The 19,809-nt window shown below is 68.6% G+C and carries 22 protein-coding genes; 21 read left to right on the top strand and 1 reads right to left on the bottom strand.

What is annotated here, in order from left to right; translation table 11 throughout:
* Positions 1 to 24: 24 nt before the first annotated feature.
* The 13 genes from ispD to lipB all read left to right on the top strand — a co-directional run bounded on the left by ispD (position 25) and on the right by lipB (position 12,773).
* Positions 25 to 1,350 (top strand): 2-C-methyl-D-erythritol 4-phosphate cytidylyltransferase, encoded by a 1,326-nt coding sequence (gene ispD / locus R3E10_03325; protein MEZ4414759.1) that lies wholly within the window; start codon positions 25 to 27, stop codon positions 1,348 to 1,350.
* A complete protein-coding gene (locus R3E10_03320) occupies positions 1,343 to 1,840 on the top strand; it encodes a low molecular weight protein arginine phosphatase (GenBank protein ID MEZ4414758.1) in 498 nt (165 codons plus the stop codon). The genes ispD and R3E10_03320 overlap by 8 nt, the downstream gene beginning before the upstream one ends.
* Entirely contained in the window at positions 1,837 to 2,658 is an 822-nt protein-coding gene (aroE, locus tag R3E10_03315; GenBank protein ID MEZ4414757.1) for a shikimate dehydrogenase, read from the top strand. The genes R3E10_03320 and aroE overlap by 4 nt, the downstream gene beginning before the upstream one ends.
* Positions 2,659 to 3,423: 765 nt before the next feature.
* Positions 3,424 to 4,446, top strand: a complete 1,023-nt coding sequence (gene gap / locus R3E10_03310) for a type I glyceraldehyde-3-phosphate dehydrogenase (GenBank protein ID MEZ4414756.1) — start codon at positions 3,424 to 3,426, stop codon at positions 4,444 to 4,446.
* A gap of 73 nt (positions 4,447 to 4,519) precedes the next feature.
* On the top strand, positions 4,520 to 5,098 hold the full coding sequence (locus tag R3E10_03305) for a sigma-70 family RNA polymerase sigma factor (protein ID MEZ4414755.1): 579 nt from the start codon (positions 4,520 to 4,522) through the stop codon (positions 5,096 to 5,098).
* Positions 5,099 to 5,115: 17 nt separating this feature from the next.
* Positions 5,116 to 5,877: an energy transducer TonB gene (locus tag R3E10_03300; protein ID MEZ4414754.1), complete on the top strand. Its 762-nt coding sequence runs from the start codon at positions 5,116 to 5,118 to the stop codon at positions 5,875 to 5,877.
* 93 nt (positions 5,878 to 5,970) lie between these two features.
* Complete coding sequence (locus tag R3E10_03295; GenBank protein ID MEZ4414753.1) at positions 5,971 to 7,185, top strand: phosphoglycerate kinase; 1,215 nt, start codon at positions 5,971 to 5,973, stop codon at positions 7,183 to 7,185.
* A complete protein-coding gene (tpiA, locus tag R3E10_03290) occupies positions 7,182 to 7,931 on the top strand; it encodes a triose-phosphate isomerase (protein MEZ4414752.1) in 750 nt (249 codons plus the stop codon). Before R3E10_03295 ends, tpiA begins: the two co-directional genes overlap by 4 nt.
* 107 nt (positions 7,932 to 8,038) lie before the next feature.
* Positions 8,039 to 8,422, top strand: coding sequence for a preprotein translocase subunit SecG (gene secG, locus R3E10_03285; protein ID MEZ4414751.1), 384 nt, complete (start codon positions 8,039 to 8,041; stop codon positions 8,420 to 8,422).
* Positions 8,423 to 8,432: 10 nt separating this feature from the next.
* Positions 8,433 to 9,491, top strand: coding sequence for a thiamine pyrophosphate-dependent dehydrogenase E1 component subunit alpha (locus R3E10_03280; GenBank protein MEZ4414750.1), 1,059 nt, complete (start codon positions 8,433 to 8,435; stop codon positions 9,489 to 9,491).
* Positions 9,492 to 9,544: 53 nt separating this feature from the next.
* The gene (locus R3E10_03275; GenBank protein MEZ4414749.1) at positions 9,545 to 10,564 is read left to right on the top strand and encodes an alpha-ketoacid dehydrogenase subunit beta; all 1,020 of its coding nucleotides are present in this window, start codon (positions 9,545 to 9,547) and stop codon (positions 10,562 to 10,564) included.
* Between the two features lie 120 nt (positions 10,565 to 10,684).
* Positions 10,685 to 12,079 carry a dihydrolipoamide acetyltransferase family protein gene (locus R3E10_03270; protein ID MEZ4414748.1) on the top strand — a complete coding sequence of 465 codons (1,395 nt, stop codon included), beginning with the start codon at positions 10,685 to 10,687 and terminating at the stop codon, positions 12,077 to 12,079.
* Between the two features lie 19 nt (positions 12,080 to 12,098).
* The gene (lipB, locus tag R3E10_03265) at positions 12,099 to 12,773 is read left to right on the top strand and encodes a lipoyl(octanoyl) transferase LipB (GenBank protein MEZ4414747.1); all 675 of its coding nucleotides are present in this window, start codon (positions 12,099 to 12,101) and stop codon (positions 12,771 to 12,773) included.
* 81 nt (positions 12,774 to 12,854) lie between these two features.
* Here lipB and R3E10_03260 read toward each other — a convergent pair whose 3' ends face one another.
* A complete protein-coding gene (locus tag R3E10_03260) occupies positions 12,855 to 13,406 on the bottom strand; it encodes an RNase H family protein (GenBank protein MEZ4414746.1) in 552 nt (183 codons plus the stop codon).
* 108 nt (positions 13,407 to 13,514) lie between these two features.
* Between R3E10_03260 and carA the strand changes: the two genes are divergently transcribed.
* The 8 genes from carA to R3E10_03220 all read left to right on the top strand — a co-directional run bounded on the left by carA (position 13,515) and on the right by R3E10_03220 (position 19,807).
* The gene (gene carA, locus R3E10_03255; protein MEZ4414745.1) at positions 13,515 to 14,651 is read left to right on the top strand and encodes a glutamine-hydrolyzing carbamoyl-phosphate synthase small subunit; all 1,137 of its coding nucleotides are present in this window, start codon (positions 13,515 to 13,517) and stop codon (positions 14,649 to 14,651) included.
* A gap of 13 nt (positions 14,652 to 14,664) precedes the next feature.
* Entirely contained in the window at positions 14,665 to 15,087 is a 423-nt protein-coding gene (locus R3E10_03250; GenBank protein ID MEZ4414744.1) for an HU family DNA-binding protein, read from the top strand.
* A 127-nt stretch (positions 15,088 to 15,214) separates the two neighbouring features.
* Positions 15,215 to 15,463, top strand: coding sequence for a MoaD/ThiS family protein (locus tag R3E10_03245; GenBank protein MEZ4414743.1), 249 nt, complete (start codon positions 15,215 to 15,217; stop codon positions 15,461 to 15,463).
* A 5-nt stretch (positions 15,464 to 15,468) separates the two neighbouring features.
* Positions 15,469 to 16,617 (top strand): glycosyltransferase family 9 protein, encoded by a 1,149-nt coding sequence (locus R3E10_03240; GenBank protein ID MEZ4414742.1) that lies wholly within the window; start codon positions 15,469 to 15,471, stop codon positions 16,615 to 16,617.
* Positions 16,614 to 17,036: a molybdenum cofactor biosynthesis protein MoaE gene (locus tag R3E10_03235; GenBank protein ID MEZ4414741.1), complete on the top strand. Its 423-nt coding sequence runs from the start codon at positions 16,614 to 16,616 to the stop codon at positions 17,034 to 17,036. The genes R3E10_03240 and R3E10_03235 overlap by 4 nt, the downstream gene beginning before the upstream one ends.
* Complete coding sequence (gene moaA / locus R3E10_03230) at positions 17,033 to 18,031, top strand: GTP 3',8-cyclase MoaA (GenBank protein ID MEZ4414740.1); 999 nt, start codon at positions 17,033 to 17,035, stop codon at positions 18,029 to 18,031. The genes R3E10_03235 and moaA overlap by 4 nt, the downstream gene beginning before the upstream one ends.
* A gap of 130 nt (positions 18,032 to 18,161) precedes the next feature.
* Positions 18,162 to 19,091: a malate dehydrogenase gene (gene mdh, locus R3E10_03225; GenBank protein MEZ4414739.1), complete on the top strand. Its 930-nt coding sequence runs from the start codon at positions 18,162 to 18,164 to the stop codon at positions 19,089 to 19,091.
* A 32-nt stretch (positions 19,092 to 19,123) separates the two neighbouring features.
* Positions 19,124 to 19,807 (top strand): succinate dehydrogenase cytochrome b subunit, encoded by a 684-nt coding sequence (locus R3E10_03220; GenBank protein ID MEZ4414738.1) that lies wholly within the window; start codon positions 19,124 to 19,126, stop codon positions 19,805 to 19,807.
* The last annotated feature ends 2 nt before the right edge of the window (positions 19,808 to 19,809 follow it).

Genomic DNA, 19,809 nt, shown 5'->3' with positions numbered 1-19,809 from the left:
CGGCCGGTGGGGCCGGCGCTGCGGATGAGCCGCGCTGCGTCGCCCTCGCTGGGCGTGGTGATCCCCGCTGCGGGTTCCGGGGAGCGAATGGGGGGCGTTCAGAAGGCTTTCCTGGAGGTTGGGGGGCGGCCGCTCCTGCGCTGGTCGTTGGATGCGTTTCTCGACGATCCCCGGGTCGTGCGCGTCAGCGTGGTCCTGCCTCCCGCCTCGGAGCGGCCCTCCTGGTTGTCCGCGCTGGCGCCGCGTGTCGCGGTGGTCGATGGCGGCACGACCCGTACGGCCTCGGTGGCCGCCGGTCTTGCGGCGTTGGGCCCCGACGTGGAGGTCGTGGTGGTCCATGACGCAGCCCGTCCCCTCGTGGACCGGCGAGCCCTCGACGCGTGCATCGAGCGCGCTGCAGCGGGTGGGGCGGCCGTGGTGGGCCATCCGGTCGTCGATACGCTCAAGGAGGTACGCGACCGGCACATCGTGGGCAGCCCCGATCGTGCGTCGGTCTGGCAGGTGCAGACGCCCCAGGTCTTCGCGCGCCGGTTGCTGGAGCGTGCTTACCACGAAGCGATCGGACTGGGCACCGGAGCGACCGACTGCGCGGCGCTCGTCGAACGCCTGGGCGAGGCGGTTCAGGTGATCGAGGGGAGCCGCTGGAACGTGAAGGTGACCTATCCCGAGGATCGCGTCATCGCAGAATGCCTGTTGGCCGAGAGCCAGCGCCCCCGGCAGGTGCCGGTCCCACACACGGAGTGGGAATGGGACCGCGTGGTCGGCCACCTCCGTCGCGGAGGGCTTCTCGCCTATCCGACCGGCACGGTGTACGGCTTCGGGGGGCGCGCTACGGCGGAGGGGTTGCAGGCGCTGGCGCGCCTGAAGATGCGCAACGTGGCCGATCGGCCGTTCCTGATCCTGATCGACCAGGTCGAGCGCGCGCGTATGCTGCGCTGGAACGACTTCGCCGAGCGTCTGGCCACCACGTTCTGGCCCGGGCCGCTCACGCTCATCCTGGACGATCCCGAGGGTCGCTTCCCGACCGGGGTGCGGGGACCGGAGGGTGGCGTGGCCGTCCGCCTCGACGCCCACCCCGTGCCGGCCGAGATTGTGCGCCGTCTCGGCGAGCCCATCACGTCGTCGAGTGCCAATCGGCCCGGTCGGCCCCCCGCCCGCACCGCCGCCGAGGCCCGTGCGGCCCTCCGGGAACTGGAGGGCGGGGGAGACGTGCTGGTCGTCGACGGCGGCCCCAGCGGTGCCGGAGCTCCATCCACCCTGGTGGACCTCACCGGACCGGTGCCACGCGTCGTACGGGAGGGCGCCATCTCGTCTGGGCGCATCGCCGAGCTGGTGCCCCTCCATGCCTGACAGCGAGGGGAGGGGCGAGGGGCTGCGCGAGCCGTTCCGGATCGTCTTCGTCTGCACGGGCAATACGTGTCGCAGCCCGATGGCAGAAGCCATTGCCAGGGACCGCCTGGCCCGTCGCGGGTGGACACACGTGGAGGTGACGTCCGCGGGTACGTTCGGCGCCGCGGGCGCCCCCGCGGCAGACGATGCGATCGAAGTGGCCCGGGAACATGGGATGGACCTGACCGGCCACCGGTCACGCGCGCTGGATGCGGGGGAGCTGGCGCGAGCCGACCTGATCCTCGGGATGACGCTGAGTCACGTGCAGCGCGCGTTGGAGATGGGCGCTGGGGAGCGCGTGGCCCTCCTGGGTGTGCTCGCCACCGGCGAGGAGCGCTCGGTGCCCGATCCCATCGGACAGGGGTTGGCCACCTACCGCGAAACCTGGTCGGTGTTGTCGGCGTGGATCGATGCGGCACTCACACGCTTGGAGCCTCTCCTTTCGCCATGACCGTTACTTCACGGACCCGCGTGTATGCGCTCCTGGGCGACCCCGTGGCCCATTCGAGCTCTCCAGTGATGCAGAACGCGGCCTTCCGGGCGGCGGGCAAGGACGCGGTCTACGTGGCCCTGCGCTCCGACGAGCTCGGGTTCGCGCCTTTGCTGCGCGGGATCGCGTTGGCCGGTGGTGGAGGCAACGTCACGTTGCCGCACAAGGAACGTGCGGCGCGCGTGATCGACGAAGCCACGGAGGACGTCCGCCGGACCGGGGCCTGCAACACCTTCTGGCTGCAGGACGGACGAGTCCACGGCGACAACACCGACGTCGAGGGCTTCCGCCGGGCGCTTGATCTGGCGTTCCCGGGCTCCCGCGTCGGGTGGCGGGTGCTGCTGCTGGGTGCAGGAGGTGCTGCGCGCGCGGTCCTGGTGGCGCTGCTGGACGAAGGCGTCGAACACGTTACGCTACACAACCGCACGGTCGAGCGGGCCCGTTCGGTGGCGCGGCGCATCGGGGGCGAACGAGTGCGGGTGGCGGAGTCGGCGGAATCGTTCTCGGGGGACCGGTTCGATCTGGTGGTCAACTCCACCTCGCTCGGGCTGCGGCCGTCGGATGCACTGCCGTTGTCCATCCGCCAGCTGCGCGAGGTCGGTGCGGTGATCGACCTGCTCTACGGGACGGAGACGCCGTTGGTCGCGGAGGCCCGGGGCGCGGGAATTCCCGTGGCCGACGGTCGCGGTATGCTGCTTCACCAGGGTGCGGTCGCTTTCGAGCGTTGGTGGTCCGAGCCTGCGCCGCTCGAGGCGATGGACGACGCGCTCCCGGGGTGACGGCCGTGGCGTGGCGTTCGGCGCTGGAGCGGCTGTTCCTGCCGCCCGCCTGCCTCGCCTGCGAAGGTGCGTTGCCGCCGGACGAGGCCCTGGGCCTGTGCCGACGTTGCCGGACCCGGCTCGACCCACTCCCCTGGCCGCGCTGCGCCCGCTGCGACGCGCCGAGGGGGACCGGCTCCGAGGGGCTTCCTTGCCGGGAATGCTCAGAGTGGCCTCCGCGGGTGCAGTGGGTACGCAGCGGCGTGGCCTTCGGAGAGGTTGCCGCGGCCCTCGTGCACGGGCTGAAATACAGGGGATGGTGGCGGGCCGCCGAGATCATGGCTCGTTCCATGGCCCCATTGCTGGACGGGGTCCGAAGCCCCTCAGGCAGCACCCTGGTTCCCGTGCCCACCACCCCGGGGCGCGCCCGGCTGCGCGGCTACAACCAATCTGAGCTCATCACTCGCAGGTTGTCGGAGATCAAGCACTTACCATGGTTGGACGGACTCGAGCGTTTGCCCTCGAGACGGTCCCAGGTCGCCTTGCCGCGGTCGGACCGTCTGGCTAACGTGTTGCAGGCCTTTCGAGTCCGCCCGTCGCTGCGAGGCAGGCTCCGGGGGGCCCATGTCATTTTGGTGGATGATGTGCTGACCACGGGGGCCACCGCTCTGGCGGTTGCCGGGGCCTTGGCACGGGTCGGCGTCGCCGGCATTTCGATCGTCACGTTCGCTCGGGCCCTACCTCCTGGAACCCGAGCGGCGCCTTGATAGAAGGAGCGCTGTAGCCATGCCCATTCGCGTAGCCATCAACGGATTCGGTCGCATCGGTCGCAATGTCCTGCGCGCCGCCAAGGAGACCGGCCGCACGGACCTCGACTTCGTGGCGGTCAACGACCTGACCGACAACGCGACCCTCGCCCATCTCCTGAAGTACGATTCCGTGCATCGGGCCTATCCCGGCACGGTCGAGCTCGCTTCGGACGGGCTGGTGGTGGACGGCGACGCCTTGAAGGTCCTCTCGGAGCGGGATCCCGCCAACCTCCCCTGGAAGGACCTGGGCATCGACATCGTGATCGAGTCCACGGGCCGCTTCACGGATCGGGAGAAGGCTGCGGCCCACCTCGACGCCGGGGCGCGCAAGGTGATCATCTCCGCGCCGGGGAAGAAGGAGGACATCACCGTGGTCATGGGCGTCAACCACGAAGCCTACGATCCCGACAAGCACCACGTGATCTCCAACGCCAGCTGCACCACGAATTGCCTGGCGCCCGTCGTGAAGGTGCTGCTGGACGCCTTCGGGTTCGAGAACGGGTTCATGACCACAGTGCATGCCTACACCAACGACCAGCAGATTCTCGACGCCCCGCACAAAGACCTTCGGAGGGCGCGTGCCGCCGGCATGTCCATCATCCCCACCACCACCGGTGCGGCCAAGGCCACGGGCCTGGTCCTTCCGGCGGTGAAGGGCCGCATCGACGGAATCGCGATGCGGGTGCCCACGCCGGACGTGTCGGTGGTGGATCTCGTGGCGAACGTGGGACGTTCCACCACCACGGAAGAGGTCAACCAGGCGCTGGCCGCTGCAGCGGAAGGGCCGCTCCAGGGAATCCTGGCCTACTCCGACGAGCCCCTCGTTTCCGTGGACTACACGGGACACCCGGCCAGCTCCATCGTGGACGGCCTCTCCACCAACGTCGCCGGGGGCACGCTGGTGAAGGTCATGTCCTGGTACGACAACGAATGGGGATACTCGAATCGGGTCGTGGACCTGACGGCCTACGTCGGGGAACGCCTGCCGGTCGGCGTCTGAGCCACCGATGTCTCGGCGACGGCCGCCACGCAAAGGTGTAACGCCGGACGCGGCGTCGCGTATGGTCCGGCCGATGCGAGACTTCGAGATTCGAGACACCCAGGGGGCCGCGTCGCCGGCCCGGGACAGTGCCCTGCCGGCTGATTTTGCCGCCTGGTACGACGACCACCGGTCGACGGTATTCCGGTACGTCCGTTTCCGGCTGGCGACCCGCGAGGCTGCCGAGGACGTCACGTCGGAGGTGTTCGTCAAGGCGCTGCGCTCCTTCGCGCGCTACGACCCCTCCAAGGCCTCGCCGCGCACCTGGCTCCTCCGCATCGCACGCAACGCGGTGACGGACCACCTCAGGGCGCTGCGCCGCCGTGGCGCGTTGCATGTCTCTCTCGACAAGGTTCCGGACCTGGTCTCGGGTGAGGACTCACCCGAGCTCCGCCTGGTCCGCGAGGAGCGCGTGCAGCGCATCCTGAACGCCAGCGGGCGCCTGCGCCGCGCCGATCAGGAGATCCTCTCGTTGCGGTACGGTTCTGGCCTCTCCAATCAGGAGATCGCCGAAGCCATGGATGTCAGCCAGAACGCGGTCGCGGTGCGGATCCACCGTGCGCTGCGCCGGCTGCGTGATGCGCTCGACCGGGAAGGCGTCGGGCACAATTGATGGAGAACGAGGACGACATGCTCGCCTCTAGAGATAGAGAAGGACTCTCCGAGGAGCTTCGTACGCTCCGTGGGGAGTTGGAATCGATCGAGTTCCAGGAACGACCGTCCTTCGGGCCTGAGCTGCGCGCCGAGCTGGAAGCGGTGGCCCGGGCGGAAGGGGTGTACGGCCGCCGTCGGGCCCCCTTCGTGCGGCCGGCGTTGCTGGCCGCCTCTGCGGTGCTGCTCACGGGTCTGTTTGCCGTTCCTTCGGCACGGGCATCCATCGTGGAGTTGATCGGCTCGGTCCAGACCCGCTTCCGCGCCGAGCCCCCCACTCCGGCACCGGTTCCGGTCGCCTTGGACCCCCCGGGGAGCAGCGACCTCGAGCGGGATCCGGTCTTCATCCCGCTGGCGTCGGTCAGCAGGGAAGAGCAGGCTCCCGAGGCGCCGGCCCCCTCCCTTTGGGACGGAGACCTCTCCGACGTGGCTCCTTTCGACGCCTACCCGGTCCTGTTGGATCGGGAGGGCGTGGACGAGCTGGTGCGGTGGTTCTATCCCGATCGACTGGAAGACCAGGGTGTCGTGGGTGTGGTACGGCTCATCCTGTGGGTCGAGGCCGACGGGAGCGTCGATGATCGCCAGATCTCGAGCAGCTCAGGGATTGCGGAGCTCGATACGGCCGCCCTCAAGGCAGCCGAGCACTTCCGCTTCACGCCGGCGCGTCGTCGAGGACAGCCCGTGGGCACCTGGGTGGAGTTCGACGTGAACGTCCAGTCGGTGGCACGTCGCGGGAGCTAGGGCGGCGGCACGCTTCCCTTCGAGGGCGTGCGCTGCCAGCTTCGAGTTCTGCCCGGGGATGCGCCCCGGGGTGCTCGCACGCCCTCCGATCCCATGCGACGCAAAACCATTGAAGACCTACCCCAGGGCGCGCTGCGCGGACGAGTCGTCGCGCTACGCCTGGATCTGAACGTCCCCGTCGCCGACGGCGTCGTCCAGGACGACACCCGTATCGACGCCGTGCTCCCCACGTTGCGCAGGCTTCGTGAGGCGGGAGCACGGATCGTGATGCTCTCGCACTTCGGACGTCCCAAGGACGGACCGGACCCGCGGTACTCCCTGGCACCGGTGGCCACCCGCCTGGCGGAGCGCCTGGAGGTCCCCGTGCACTTCCTGGATCAGTGGCGCGGGCCGGCCGTGGATGCCGCGGTCGCCGAGGTCGCCGACGGTGGGTTGCTCCTCTTGGAGAACACGCGCTTCGACCCGGGAGAGACCGCCAACGACGCGGAGCTGGGTGCGGAGTGGGCGCGCTGGGCGGACGTCTACGTGAACGATGCCTTCGGCACCGCGCATCGTGCCCATGCCTCCACGGAGGCGCTCCCGCGGGCGGTGCGGGCGAAGGGCGGAGAGGCCCTGGCAGGCTTGCTGATGGAGCGCGAACTGCGGTTCCTGGGAAGCGCTCTGTCGGACCCTGAGCGCCCCTTCGTGGCGGTGTTGGGCGGCGCCAAGATCTCGGGGAAGATCGACGTCGTGCAGGCCCTGCTCGATCGCGTCGACCGCCTCATCATCGGCGGGGCGATGGCCAACACCTTCTTCCTGGCGCTGGGGCTCGAGACCGGTGACTCGCTCGTGGAGCAGGACCGTGTTCCGATGGCGGCTGACCTGCTGGCGCGGGCGGGTGAGCGGCTTCTGCTCCCTGTCGACTGCCGCGTCTCCGATGTGATCTCTCCCGAGGCCGCCACGCGCATCGTAGAGCGCACGCAGGTCGAGCCGGGCGACCGGATCGGCGACATCGGGCCGGCCACCGAGACGCTCTACGGCACCGAGTTGGCTCGCGCCCGCACGATCGTGTGGAATGGTCCCATGGGTGTGTTCGAGATGGCCCCCTTCGCTCAAGGGACCCTGTCGGTCGCCGAGTCGATCGCCGAAGCCGCGGATCGGGGCGCGCTCGCCGTGGTCGGGGGTGGCGATTCGGCGTTGGCCGCCGAGGTGGCCGGCGTGTCGGAGCGGATGACCCACGTCTCCACCGGGGGCGGAGCCTCCCTGGAGCTCCTGGCCGGGGAGACCCTGCCGGGCGTCGACGTACTCACGATGGTGGAGGGAACATGAGCGCTCGCCCGGTGGTGGCTGGCAACTGGAAGATGCACCACGGCCCGGACGCGACCGCCTCGTTCTTCCGGCAGTTGCCCGACCTGTCGAGGGCCCAGGCCCGGGTGCTGGTGTTCCCGCCGGCGCTGAGCTTCGCGGCGGCCCGCGAGAGTGCTCCAGCCGGGGTGGAGCTGGGCGTCCAGAACGTGTACTGGGAGGCCCAGGGGGCCTTCACCGGGGAGGTCTCGGCGGGCATGGCCGCCGAGGCCGGAGCGCGCCACGTCCTGATCGGCCACTCGGAGCGCCGGCACGTGTTCGGCGAGACCGACGAGCAGGTAGCCCTGAAGACCGCCAGCGTCCTGGCCGTCGGGCTGACCCCGGTCGTTTGCGTGGGCGAAACGCTGCAGGAACGCCGCTCGGGCCGGCTCGAGCAGGTCATCGGCACCCAGTTGGACGCCGTCCTGGGAGCGTTCGCGGATGCGTCTGCGGCCGAGGTGATGGTGGCCTATGAGCCGGTTTGGGCGATCGGAACCGGCGAAACGGCGACGCCCGCCGACGCGCAGGAGGCCCAGCGCTTCCTGCGGGAACGACTGGCGGCGCGCCTGGGTTCGGCCCGATCCGTCACCATCCCCATTCTCTACGGCGGCAGTGTCAAGCCGGGGAACGCCGGCGAGCTCCTGGCCCAGGCCGACGTCGACGGGCTGCTGGTCGGGGGAGCCAGCCTGGAACCCCAGAGCTTTGCTCAGATCGTGGCCGCTGGCGGCTGAGGGGCTGCTCCTGCCAACGGGTTGACGGGCTACGGAGGGGTTGAGAGCTTTTTCGACTGTCCGGCCGTCCACTCGAACCACGCCCGCAGTCCGGGGCACCCAGGCACATGTACGCACTTCTGCTGGTCCTGCTCGTTCTCGTCGGCATCTTTCTCGGCGTCGTGATCCTCCTGCAATCCGGGAAGGGTGGTGGCCTGGCGGCCATGGGGGGTGGTGCGGCCGCGTCAGACGTCCTCGGCGGGCGGCAAGCCACGACTGTGCTGACGCGCGCCACCTGGACGGCCGGCGCCATCTTCATGGCGCTGTCCTTGATCCTCTCGATCATGTCCTCGCGCGCGCAGACGCCGCGCTCGATCCTGGAGCCGGCCGCGCCCACGAACACCGCCCCCACACCGGTGCTTCCGGGTTTGACCGACACGCCCGACACCGGTAGCGAGCCGCCCGCCGGTGAAACGGCCCCCGCGACGGAACCGGGCAACCCCGGACTCTAGCCACACACCTGTGACGGCATTGGAGACGGACGAACCGGACTGGGCCGGTCTCGACCGGTCCGAGCTGCTGGAGGTCTTTCGCGCGCTGGTCCTGAATCGGGCCGCCGAAGAGCGCCTCGATCTCCTGTTCAAGCAGGGGCACATCAAAGGCGGCGTCTATCGATCGTTGGGGCAGGAGGCGTGCGCCGTGGGTGCCGCTTATGCGTTGCGCCGACGCGACGATGGAACCGGCGACGTCGTGGGGCAGACCGTGCGAGCCACCGGTGCTGTCTTCCTGATGGGAGGGACGCCGCTCGATCTCTTCCGGCAGTATCTCTCGCGCGCCACCGGACCCACCCGGGGCCGGGAAGCCAATGTGCATTGGAGCGACTTCGAGCGGGGGCTGGTGGGCCCGGTCTCCCCGCTGGGGGTGATGGCGGAGGTCATGGCTGGAGTCGCGCTCGCGTTCAAGCTCCGCGGCGAAGACCGTGTCGGACTCGTGTTCGGTGGCGACGGCCAGACTTCGACAGGTGCCTGGCACGAGGGCGTGAACCTGGCAGCCGCACTCCGCTGTCCGTTGGTGATCGCCGTGGAACACAACCAATGGGCGTTCTCCACGCCAACGACGAAGCAGACGCGTTTGGCGAGCTTCACCGAGAAGGCGCCCGGGTATGGTTTGTGGGCAGAGTCGGTGGATGGGAACGACGTGCTCGCAGTGTTCAGCGCGGCGCGGCGCGCGATCGCGCATGCGCGCAGCGGAGCGGGGCCTGCGCTGCTGGAGATGCGCACGTACCGACGCCTCGGGCATGCCCAACACGATGCGCAGGAGTATGTCGCGGCCGAGGAGCTGGCATCGTGGGCGGCCCGCGATCCCATCGACCGGTTTCGGCGTCGCCTCGAAGAGCATGCCGGCGTAGCTGCCACCGAACTCGATGCCATCGTGGGCGCCGTGGAGAGCGAGGTGCAGGATGCCGCCGAGCAGGCGGTGGCCGAGCCTTCCCCCACGCCGAACGACGCGTTGCAGGACGTCTACTCCGGGATGGACGCGCTGCTGCCCTGGACGCGAACGCCAGTGGCGGCGGCACGGTGAGGAACGCGATGGCGTTGACCGCAGAAGGTACCCGCAGGGGCGAGGGAACCACGATGGACCGACCCGAGCATGTGTCGCGCACCGCCCGTCGAGAGCCCGTGACGTTGCTCGAGGCGATCGCCGAGGCACTCTGGGAAGAGATGGAGGCGGACGATCGCGTCTTCCTCATGGGAGAGGACATCGGCGTGTACGGGGGAGCCTTCAAGGTCACGAAGGGCTTCCTCGATCGTTTCGGGACCCACCGGGTGATCGACACGCCGATCTCGGAGGCGGGCTTCACCGGCGCAGCCGCGGGAGCCGCCCACATGGGTCTCAGACCCGTGGTGGAGATGCAGTTCATGGACTTCATCTCGCCGGCCTACGATGTCATCACCAACTACATCGCCACGTCGCTGTATCGCGGCAGTGGGGCGATGCCGCTGGTCATCCGCGGACCCGTGGGCGGCGGCAACCGCGGCGGGCCGTTCCACTCCCAGAACGTGGAGATGGCCTTCTTCCACACGCCGGGGCTGAAGATCGTCTACCCCTCGACACCGTACGACGCCAAAGGGCTTCTCAAAGCGGCGATCCGGGATCCCGATCCGGTCATCTTCGAGGAGCACAAGGGGCTCTACCGGGCGCCAGCCCTCCGCGAAGTGCTGCCGGACGAGGACTTCATCGTGGAACTGGGCAAGGCACGCGTCGTGCGAGAGGGAAGCGACCTGACTGTGGTGACGTACGGTCAGATGGTACACCGGAGCCTGGAGGCGGCCGAGGCCCTCGCCCGCGAAGACGGGATCTCGCTGGAGATCCTGGACCTGCGCACGCTCCTCCCCCTCGACGACGAGGCCATCGCCGCGTCGGTGAGGAAGACCGGCCGCTTGCTCATCGTGCACGAAGACACCCGCACGGGCGGCATCGCCGGAGAAATCGCCATGCGGGTCAACGAGCAGGCCTTCGAATGGTTGGACGCGCCCATCCTGCGCGTCACCGCGATCGACGCTCCGGTGCCGTATGCGGGCACCCTGGAGGATTTCTTCCTGCCACAGTCGGGGGACATCGTGTCGGCCAGCCGCTACCTGGCGCGATACTAGCAGAAGGGCAGAGGCCGCGGCGACCAGGGCGGCGGCGAAGGAAACCCGTGCCAGCCGGGGGGTATGTGGGCTCCGCCCGCCGACCGGCCACAGACGACCCAACGAAACGGAGTGACGAGCGTGGCTCGCATCGAGGTTCCGATGCCCCAGATGGGGGAATCGATCGCTGAGGGAACGGTGTCGAAGTGGCTCAAGCAGGTGGGTGAGCCCGTGCAGCGCGACGAGCCCATCCTGGAGATCTCGACCGACAAGGTCGACGCCGAGATCCCGGCTCCGTCCGCGGGCGTCCTGGCCGAGGTGAAGGTGGCCGAGGGGGAGACCGTGGAAGTGGGGACGGTCGTGGCCTACATCGAGACCGACGCGTCTGCTGCCGCCGCGCCGGCGCCTGCTGTCGCGCCGGCCCCGGCTGCACCCGAGCCCACCCCGGCTCCCGCGCCGGCGGCTGCCCCCGTCGCGACCGCCGTGGCCACGGCACCGGCCTCCGCGCCCGCCACCCAGGCGCCGGCCGCCGAATCGCCATCATCGGTAGAGGAGCGGCTCCGCCAGCGCTCCACGCCCGTCGTGCGAAAGATCGCCGAGGAGCACGGAATCGACATCGCCGCCGTCTCCGGGAGCGGGCACGCAGGGCGAGTCACCAAGTCAGATATCCTCAAACACATCGAGCAGGGGCCTGTCGCGCCTCCGAGCCCGGCGGCGGCGCCTGCGGCGCGCCCGGCACCGGCCGTCGCCGCGCCGGCCGCGGCCACTGCGCCCTCCGACCTCTGGCAGCGGTTCTACAATGAGGTGCAGCACCCCGAGTTCCCCGTGCGCGAGGGAGACCGGGTCGAGACGATGGACAAGATCCGTCGCCTCACGGCGGAGCACATGGTGTTGGCCAAACGCGTGGCGCCCCACGTCCACTCGTTCATCGAGATCGACTTTTCGCGCATCGATGATCTGCGACGTGCGCACAAGACGGCGTGGGCGGAGCAGGGCGCGAAGGTCAGCTACACCACATTCGTGGCCTGGGCTTGTGCGCGTACACTGGCGCGCTACCCGATGGTCAACGCGGCCGTGTCGGGGAACAACGTCATCTATCGCGGGCGCGTGAACCTGGGAATGGCGGTCGATCTCAATCCCGGGCTCATCGTTCCCGTCATCCACGACGCCGCGGACCTTTCTCTGGTCGGCCTGGCTCGACGCATCATCGACCTGGCCGAGCGCGCCCGTGCCCGGCAGCTCCAGCCGCAGGAGATCCAGGGTGCCAGCTTCTCCATCACCAACCCCGGTGTGTTGGGAACGATGGTGGGCATGCCGATCATTCCCAAGGGCACGTCGGCGATCCTGGGCACTGGGTCGATCGATAAGCGGGTGGTGGTGGTCACGGACCCGACGACGGGAGCGGACTCCATCGCGATCCGCAAGCGTTCCTTCTTCTCGCTGGGCTACGACCACCGCATCGTGGATGGCGCCGACGCTGCGCGATTCCTGTCGGACCTGAAGGATCTGCTGGAGGCGTTCCCCGAAGACGCTTGAGGGTGCGGCGCATGAAGGCATGAGCGCGTCGATCGAGGGTGCGCGGATACTGCAGGTGCGGCGGCTGGGCACCGTCGGGTACGACGAGGCCTTGAAGCTGCAGGCGGAGTTGGTCGGTCAGCGGCGCAGTGGAGCGCTCCCCGATCAGTTGCTGCTCCTGGAGCATCCGCACGTGATCACGTTGGGCACCTCGGCCGCGCCCGACCACGTGCTGGTCGACGAAGGGGAGCGTGCCCGTCTCGGCATTGCGATGCACGAGGTGGGGCGGGGTGGGGACGTCACCTATCATGGCCCCGGTCAGCTGGTGGGCTACCCCATCCTCGACCTGAAGCCCGACCGCAAGGACCTGCATCGCTACCTTCGCGACCTGGAGCAGGTCCTCATCCTGGCCGTCACCCGGCTGGGCGTTGCGAACGCTGGGCGGCGTCCGGGCTGGACCGGCGTCTGGACTCCGGAAGGGAAGATCGCTGCCATTGGAGTGCGCGTCTCGTCTGGATGGATCACCAGCCACGGCTTCGCGCTCAACGTGGATCCCGACCTCGACTACTTCTCCACCATCGTGCCCTGCGGCATCGCGGAGGCGTCCGTCACCAGCCTGGCGCGGGTGCTGGGAAGGGAGGTGCGTATGGACGAGGTGATCGAGGCGGTCCTTGACGGTTTCACGCGCGTGTTCGGACGCGCGCTGCACGCCTAGGGGAGTGTGGGGCGTTCCCCACAAAGGGGGCCGCCGTGTTCTGGCTCCCGGGCGTGCACCGGGGCGCTTTGGGGAGCGGGGTCAGAACACGTCGGGATCGTAGTCGAGGTAGCGGCCCCGAGCGCGTTCCCCGGCCAGCCACTCCAGAAACCCGGAGTCCACGAGGCCGCCCGATTGGTCCTGCACCTGCGCGGCGCGCGTCGCCAGATGATTGGCGTACTCGTTCTTCGGATGCCCGGCATGCCCGCGCACCCAGACCCAGCGGATCGTGTGGGCTTGGGCGACCCGATCGAGCCGTTGCCACAGCTCGAGATTCTCGATGGCGCCTCCCTTGCGCTGCCACCCTCTGCGCTTCCATCCGTGGATCCACTCGTTCATGCCCTTCACCAGATACTGGCTGTCGGACACCAGCTCCACGGTGCGGGGACGGGAGAGGGAGCCGAGCGTCTCGAGGGCGCTTTTCAGCGCCATCCGGTTGTTGGTGGTATCCGGTTCCGAGATCCACAGGTCGCGGCGGGCGATCTCGCCGTCGGAGCGAACCTCCAGGAGTCCCCCGGCGCCACCCGGGGTGCTGCGGTCCTGGAACTGGTTGCCGAGGCAGGACTCATCGACGTGGATGACCACTGGGTTCATGGGCAGGCGGTAGCGGGAAACGGGAAGGGCGCACGAACTTGGGCCCTGGGTGCCGTTCCGGTCCAGACCGCTTGACCACTTCCTCTGGTCTTCTACATTCGGGCCGTCATGAGTACGCCCTGGGGCGCCCCCGCCTATCTCCTCCTCGAAGACGGTCGTCGCTTCGAAGGCATCGCTCTCGGCGCCAACGGCGTCGCGGTCGGTGAAGTCGTCTTCAATACGTGCATGAGCGGGTACCAGGAGGTACTCACCGACCCGTCCTATACGGGTCAGCTCGTCACGATGACCTACCCGTTGATCGGCAACTACGGGGTCAACCCGGAGGACGAAGAGTCGCCGGGCCCCAAGGTGGCCGGCTTCATCGTCCGTGAGATTTCGCGCATCCGTTCCTCCTGGCGTGCCAACGAGGGGTTGCCGGAGTACCTCGAGCGGCATGGGGTCGTGGGGATCACCGAGATCGACACCAGAGCGCTGACGCGACACATCCGCGCGGCGGGCGCGATGCGCGGCGCTATCGCCCCGGCCGGTGCAGATCCGGATGCGGTGCTTGCTCAGATCGAAGCCCATCCGCGCATGGAGGGCCTCGACCTAGCGAGCGGCGTGTCGACGTTCGAGCCCTACGAGGTTCCCGCCCGCGGCACCGAGCGCTTCCACGTGGTCGCGTACGACTTCGGCGTCAAGGCCAACTCGCCCCACCTCCTTTCAGAGCGGGGATGCCGGGTGACGGTGATCCCGGCGTCGTACGGGCTCGCCGAAATCGAGCGCATGGCGCCCGACGGGTTGTTCGTCTCGAACGGTCCTGGCGACCCCGCCACAGTCGATCAGGCGGCGACCGCCATCGTGAAGCTCTCCGAGCGCGGGGTACCGGTGTTCGGGATCTGCCTGGGGCATCAGCTGATCTGCCGGGCATTCGGTGCTTCGACCTTCAAGCTTCCCTTCGGACACCACGGCGGAAACCACCCGGTGCGAAATCTGGATCGGGGCACCGTCGAAATCACATCGCAGAACCACGGATTCGCGGTGCGCATGGGCGAGGAGCGGGACATCCCTGGAGCACCCGACCTGGTGCTCACGCACGTGAACCTCTATGACGGAACCTGCGAGGGCGTTCGCCACCGCGACCGGCCGGTCTTCTGCGTCCAATACCATCCCGAGGCCGCCCCGGGACCCCACGACAGCCAATACCTGTTCGACGATTTCCTGGGCCTGCTCGAGGCGAGGACCGCCGGGGTGCCGGCAGCGTAGGTCCGCTTCAGGCTTGACGTTCCGAGGAACGGCCCGTTACCCTTCCGCGCAGGCCGGGACCCTCTCCACGCCCCGGCGACGGCCCTACCCCCGGGGCGCCGGACCCGGCCCCAGGGCTTCACGGGAGGGTGGCATGACGAAAGCCGATCTGGTGGAACAGGTGGCCGAGGCCATCGGGCCGGGGGTCACGAAGAAGGACTGTGCCCTCGTCGTCGACGCGTTCCTGAACGCGCTCAAGGGAGCGCTCGCCAAAGGCGAGAACATCGAGATCCGTGGGTTCGGGACCTTCAAGGTCCGGAGTCGGCGGACCCGCATGGCCCGCAACCCCCGCACCGGCGACGCGGTTCGCGTTCCCTCGCGCGCGGTACCGGTCTTCAAGCCCTCGAAGCATCTACGTGCCCGGGTCGCTCGCTTGGAGCTACCGGACGAGGACTGACGGGCCGAGGTTCGCAGGTGATTGATCGAGCGGGACTTGAGTGCTCTGATCTCACGTTGGATCAAGATCGAGAGCCCCGGCGGCTGCCCCTGAGGCGGACGCCTCGAACCATCGCTGCCCCTCGGGGATGATGCGAGTCCAGACCCTCCTCTTTGCCTCCTATCGCGACCTGACCGGCGCGTCGTCCGTCGAGGTCGAGGTCCCGGCGGGTGCCACCGTGGCCGATCTGGTGACGGCGCTGCGGGCGCAGGGGGGCCGCTGGGCCGAATTGCCCGCCACGCCCACCGTCGCCGTCAATCGACGGTACGCCCGCAGCGACGCGCGCCTGGAGCCGTCCGATGAGGTCGCGTTGATCCCGCCCGTGGCGGGCGGGTAGGGCGCTTGGAGCGGTTCGAGGATCAACCGCTCGGCGAGCGGCCCCACCTCGCGGTTTTCTCCAGCACCAAGGTCGGGAACTTCGTCGTCCTGACTCCGCTGCTGCGAGGCCTCAAGGAGAAGTATCCCGGCGCGGTGCTCGACTTCTTCGGAAGCGAGGTGACGCGCGGGTTCGAGGAGGCTGACCCGAACATCGACTTCCGGCACAGCCTCTACGGCGAGGCCGACTTTCTGCCCGCCTTCCTGGAGGCGCTCCGTCGTCGGCGCGAGGCGTACGGGCCCTACGATCTCGCCATCAACTGTGACGAGTTCGCGGAGTTGAACCTCGTGGCGGTGACCGCGCTCGCGCCTCGCTACATTGCCGGTGCCGCTCTCGCTCCGGGCCTTACCGGGAAGCTTCCCCCGGGTCGTCGCCCGGAGCAGCGGATGTTGCAGGACCCGGACTGGAACAGCCCGGAGTTCCTGCAACGGTATGCGGAGGTGCTGGAGACCAATTACATCGCCGAGATCTTCTGTCGGATGGCGTACGTCCGCACCGACTACTTCCGTCTCCAGCTCGGCAGCGCCCCTCCCTCCTTTGTCGTGCCGGACGTTCTCCTGCACGTTACGACGACGCGCAGCGCCAAGATGTGGCTCCTGGCGGGCTGGCAGCGCGTGGCGGACTGGTGTCGACAGGAGGGGCTGTCGATGGGCCTGATCGGCAGCGCCCCCGACCGGCAGCGAGCCCTCTACCACGCGGGGGAGGACGAGGACCGGTTGTTGGAGGGGGGAGGGATCGCGGACCTTCGCGGGCGCACGCCGCTGCTGGAGCTGGCGGGGGCGCTGGAGCGGGCACGGGCGCTGGTGACGGTCGACGCGGGGCCACTGCACGTAGCCGCGGCGGTGGGTTGTCCCACGGTCGCCCTGTTCGGGAACGATGAGGCCGGGCACGGCGCCAGCCCCCTCCACCTGTGGGCCCCCCGGGTTGCGCACGTACGGGTGGTGCGCAGCCGCCACCAGTGTCGGGTGTGCGAGGAGAACCGCTTCCGGAACGAGGGGTGCCTGGTGGCGGGACACCCCTGCATGCGCGAGCTTTCAACGGAGGATGTCCTGGCGGCGCTGGCAGCCGCCCTCGCTGATGGCCAGGGCCGGTCACACCGCACACGCTCGCCATGATTCGGATCACCGATCGAGAAATCGACCCGACCACCGTGCTGTCGGAGGTCGGCTCGCTGAGCGACGGGGCGCAGATCCTGTTCCTGGGAACCGTGCGCAACCACAACGAGCAGCGATCGGTGGAGGGGCTGCGCTACGAGGCCTATCCGGAGATGGCGCTGACCGAGCTGGAAGCCATCGTGGCCGAGGCGAGGGACAAGTTCGAGTCCCCGCGCATCGCGGTCGTGCATCGGATCGGACGGCTCGAGGTGGGGGACGTGGCGGTGGCCGTCGCGGTGTCGACGCCTCATCGAGCGGAAGCCTTCGGGGCTGCCCGCTACATCATGGAGGAGTTGAAGCAGCGATTGCCCATCTGGAAGGAAGAAGCGTACCTCGGAGGGGAGACCGCCTGGGTCGAGGGTCGGGAGCCGATGCCGTGAGCGGGCTCCGACCCATGGAGGACGGTTTCGGCCGCCGGATCGAGTATCTCCGCATCTCGGTGACGGACAAGTGCAACCTCCGCTGCGTCTACTGCATGCCCGAAGAGGGGCTGGAGTGGCTGACCCGCTCGGAGATCCTGCGCTACGAAGAAATCACGGGGATCGTCCGGACCATGGCCGGCATGGGACTTCGCCGCGTCCGGATCACGGGCGGCGAGCCGCTGGTGCGCAAGGACCTCCCGCGTCTGATCTCGGCGATCGCCGAGGTGCCGGGGATCGAAGACATCTCGCTCTCGACCAATGCCGTGCTGCTGGCGGCGCAGGCCGACGCCCTGCGCTCCGCGGGAGTACGACGGGTGAACGTCTCCCTGGATTCGCTGGTGCCTGAGCGGCTGGATCGCATCGTCCGACGTCCCGGCGCCTTCGACGCCATCCTGCAGGGACTCGATGCTGCCGAGCGCGTCGGCTTCGATCCCATCAAGATCAATGTCGTGCTCATGCGTGGGCAGAACGACGACGAGATCACATCGTTCGCGGAGGTGACCCGCAGTCGTCCCTGGCATGTACGCTTCATCGAGGTGATGCCAACCGGAGCGAACCTCGATCTGAGCGTCAGCGGGTTCGTCTCCTGCACGGAGGCGCTGGAACGGGTGCGGGCCATCGGCCCGCTGCAACCGGTGCAGGGTCCAACCGGAAACGGGCCGGCGACCTACTATCGGTTCCCCGGCGCGGCGGGCACCATCGGCGTGATCACGCCTATGAGCCACAACTTCTGCCACCGCTGCAACCGACTTCGCCTTACGGCCGACGGCCATCTGCGGCCCTGCCTGTTCGGCGACCTGCAGACCAATCTCCGCGACCCGCTGCGGCGAGGAGAGGATTTGCTGCCCCTCATTCTCGAGACGCTTCAGATCAAGCCGGAACGGCATCACCTGGTGCAGGGAAGCGCGGCGGGATCGGGGGGCTTGGTGGCCTTGTCCCAGACGGGGGGGTAGCCGGGAACGTCTCTCATCACAACGGGTAGCGGTCCGCCGTGCCCGAACCCGACGTCTCGCCGGCCAGGCCGGCCGGTCCGACCGACGCGACGACGGATCAACCGAACAGAAGAGAAGGAATCCGAAGACGATGAGCACCGGGAAGATCACGGTTGTCGGAGCCGGACATGTCGGGGCGACCTGCGCGCAGCGCATCGCCGAGAAGTCGTTGGCGCGCGAGGTCGTCCTCGTCGATATCGTCGAGGGGATACCGCAGGGGAAGGGTCTCGACCAGTGGGAGAGCGCTCCCATCGAAGGGTTCGACACCCGGGTCGTGGGTTCGAACGACTACGGGCCTGCGGAAGGGTCGGACATCTTCGTGGTGACCGCCGGTATCGCCCGCAAGCCGGGGATGAGCCGTGACGATCTCCTCAAGACCAACGCGGGGATCGTCCAGGCCGTCTCCAAGGAGATCAAGCGCGTTGCACCGGACGCCATCATCATCATGGTCTCCAACCCGCTCGATGTGATGTCGTGGGTGGCCATGGAGACCACCGGATTTCCCCGCGAGCGCGTGATCGGCATGGCCGGTGTGCTGGACACCGCCCGCTACCGCTCCTTCATCGCCCTTGAGCTCGACGTGTCGGTCGAGGACATCCAGGCGCTGGTGCTGGGGGGACACGGAGACACCATGGTTCCTCTGGTCTCGTACACCACCGTCGCGGGAATCCCGCTGACGCAGTTGTTGGCGCAGGATCGGATCGATGCGCTGATCGATCGGACACGCAAAGGTGGCGCAGAGATCGTGGGCTACCTCAAGACAGGCAGCGCCTACTACGCACCGTCTTCCGCGGCGGTCCAGATGGTCGAAGCCATCGTGCACGACAAGAAGCGCATCCTGCCGTGCGCGGCCTATCTCACCGGGGAGTACGGTGAGAAGGACATCTTCCTCGGCGTTCCGTGCAAGTTGGGTGCGGCCGGTCTGGAGCAGATTCTGGAGGTCGAGTTGACCGACGCCGAGCGCACCGAGTTGGCCAGCAGCGCCGAAGCGGTGCGCAGCACCATCGCGGTCGTCCGCTGACCCCCACCCCGTAGAGAGAACGGAGGGATCCGGTGCCGAAGAGCCCGGGGCTCTGGAATAGCACGGTCGGGAAGAAGATCGTGATGGCGGGATCAGGGATCCTGCTGGTCGGTTTCGTGCTGGGGCACATGGCGGGGAATCTCAAGGTCTTCTTGGGAGCCGCAGCCTTCAACCACTATGCCGAATGGCTGCGGGAGGTGGGCGAGCCCGCCTTGCCGCGCGGGGTGGCGCTCTGGTTGGTGCGGGCTCTGCTCCTGGCAGCCGTGCTCGTGCACATCGTAGCAGCCTGGCAATTGGCACGTCGCAGCCGGGCCGCCCGGCCGACCGGCTACCAGAAGGAGCAGGCGCTGTCGTTCAGCTACGCGTCCCGCACGATGCGCTGGGGTGGCGTGATCCTGCTCCTGTTCATCGTCTATCACCTCCTGCATTTCACCATCGGGACCGTCCATCCCGACTTCGATCGTGCCGATCCCTTCCGCAATCTGGTGATCGGCTTCTCCAATCCCCTCATCGTGCTGGTGTACGCCGTGGCGATGGGTGCGCTGTGCTTCCACCTCTATCACGGTGTCTGGAGCGTCTTCCAGACGCTGGGCTTCGTAGGGGAGCACCGGGGTGGGTGGCGCCGGAGCTTGGCGGCTGCGATCGCCCTCGGGCTCTTCGCCGGCTTTATGTCGGTTCCGCTCGCGGTGACCTTCGGGCTGGTGGGGCTCCCATGAGT

The organism is Gemmatimonadota bacterium, from assembly GCA_041390105.1.
Classification (GTDB): Bacteria; Gemmatimonadota; Gemmatimonadetes; order Longimicrobiales; family Gaopeijiaceae; genus JAGQIF01.
Note: the sequence above shows the minus strand (reverse complement) of the source record. Positions and strands in the feature narration are given on the sequence as shown.

What these genes read in the sequence shown, in the direction of transcription:
- ispD (MEZ4414759.1), top strand. Translation starts at nt 25, where the DNA reads ATGAGCCGCGCTGCGTCGCCCTCGCTGGGCGTGGTGATCCCCGCTGCG.
- R3E10_03320 (MEZ4414758.1), top strand. Translation starts at nt 1,343, where the DNA reads ATGCCTGACAGCGAGGGGAGGGGCGAGGGGCTGCGCGAGCCGTTCCGG.
- aroE (MEZ4414757.1), top strand. Translation starts at nt 1,837, where the DNA reads ATGACCGTTACTTCACGGACCCGCGTGTATGCGCTCCTGGGCGACCCC.
- gap (MEZ4414756.1), top strand. Translation starts at nt 3,424, where the DNA reads ATGCCCATTCGCGTAGCCATCAACGGATTCGGTCGCATCGGTCGCAAT.
- R3E10_03305 (MEZ4414755.1), top strand. Translation starts at nt 4,520, where the DNA reads ATGCGAGACTTCGAGATTCGAGACACCCAGGGGGCCGCGTCGCCGGCC.
- R3E10_03300 (MEZ4414754.1), top strand. Translation starts at nt 5,116, where the DNA reads ATGCTCGCCTCTAGAGATAGAGAAGGACTCTCCGAGGAGCTTCGTACG.
- R3E10_03295 (MEZ4414753.1), top strand. Translation starts at nt 5,971, where the DNA reads ATGCGACGCAAAACCATTGAAGACCTACCCCAGGGCGCGCTGCGCGGA.
- tpiA (MEZ4414752.1), top strand. Translation starts at nt 7,182, where the DNA reads ATGAGCGCTCGCCCGGTGGTGGCTGGCAACTGGAAGATGCACCACGGC.
- secG (MEZ4414751.1), top strand. Translation starts at nt 8,039, where the DNA reads ATGTACGCACTTCTGCTGGTCCTGCTCGTTCTCGTCGGCATCTTTCTC.
- R3E10_03275 (MEZ4414749.1), top strand. Translation starts at nt 9,545, where the DNA reads ATGGACCGACCCGAGCATGTGTCGCGCACCGCCCGTCGAGAGCCCGTG.
- lipB (MEZ4414747.1), top strand. Translation starts at nt 12,099, where the DNA reads ATGAGCGCGTCGATCGAGGGTGCGCGGATACTGCAGGTGCGGCGGCTG.
- R3E10_03260 (MEZ4414746.1), bottom strand. Translation starts at nt 13,406, where the DNA reads ATGAACCCAGTGGTCATCCACGTCGATGAGTCCTGCCTCGGCAACCAG.
- carA (MEZ4414745.1), top strand. Translation starts at nt 13,515, where the DNA reads ATGAGTACGCCCTGGGGCGCCCCCGCCTATCTCCTCCTCGAAGACGGT.
- R3E10_03245 (MEZ4414743.1), top strand. Translation starts at nt 15,215, where the DNA reads ATGATGCGAGTCCAGACCCTCCTCTTTGCCTCCTATCGCGACCTGACC.
- R3E10_03235 (MEZ4414741.1), top strand. Translation starts at nt 16,614, where the DNA reads ATGATTCGGATCACCGATCGAGAAATCGACCCGACCACCGTGCTGTCG.
- mdh (MEZ4414739.1), top strand. Translation starts at nt 18,162, where the DNA reads ATGAGCACCGGGAAGATCACGGTTGTCGGAGCCGGACATGTCGGGGCG.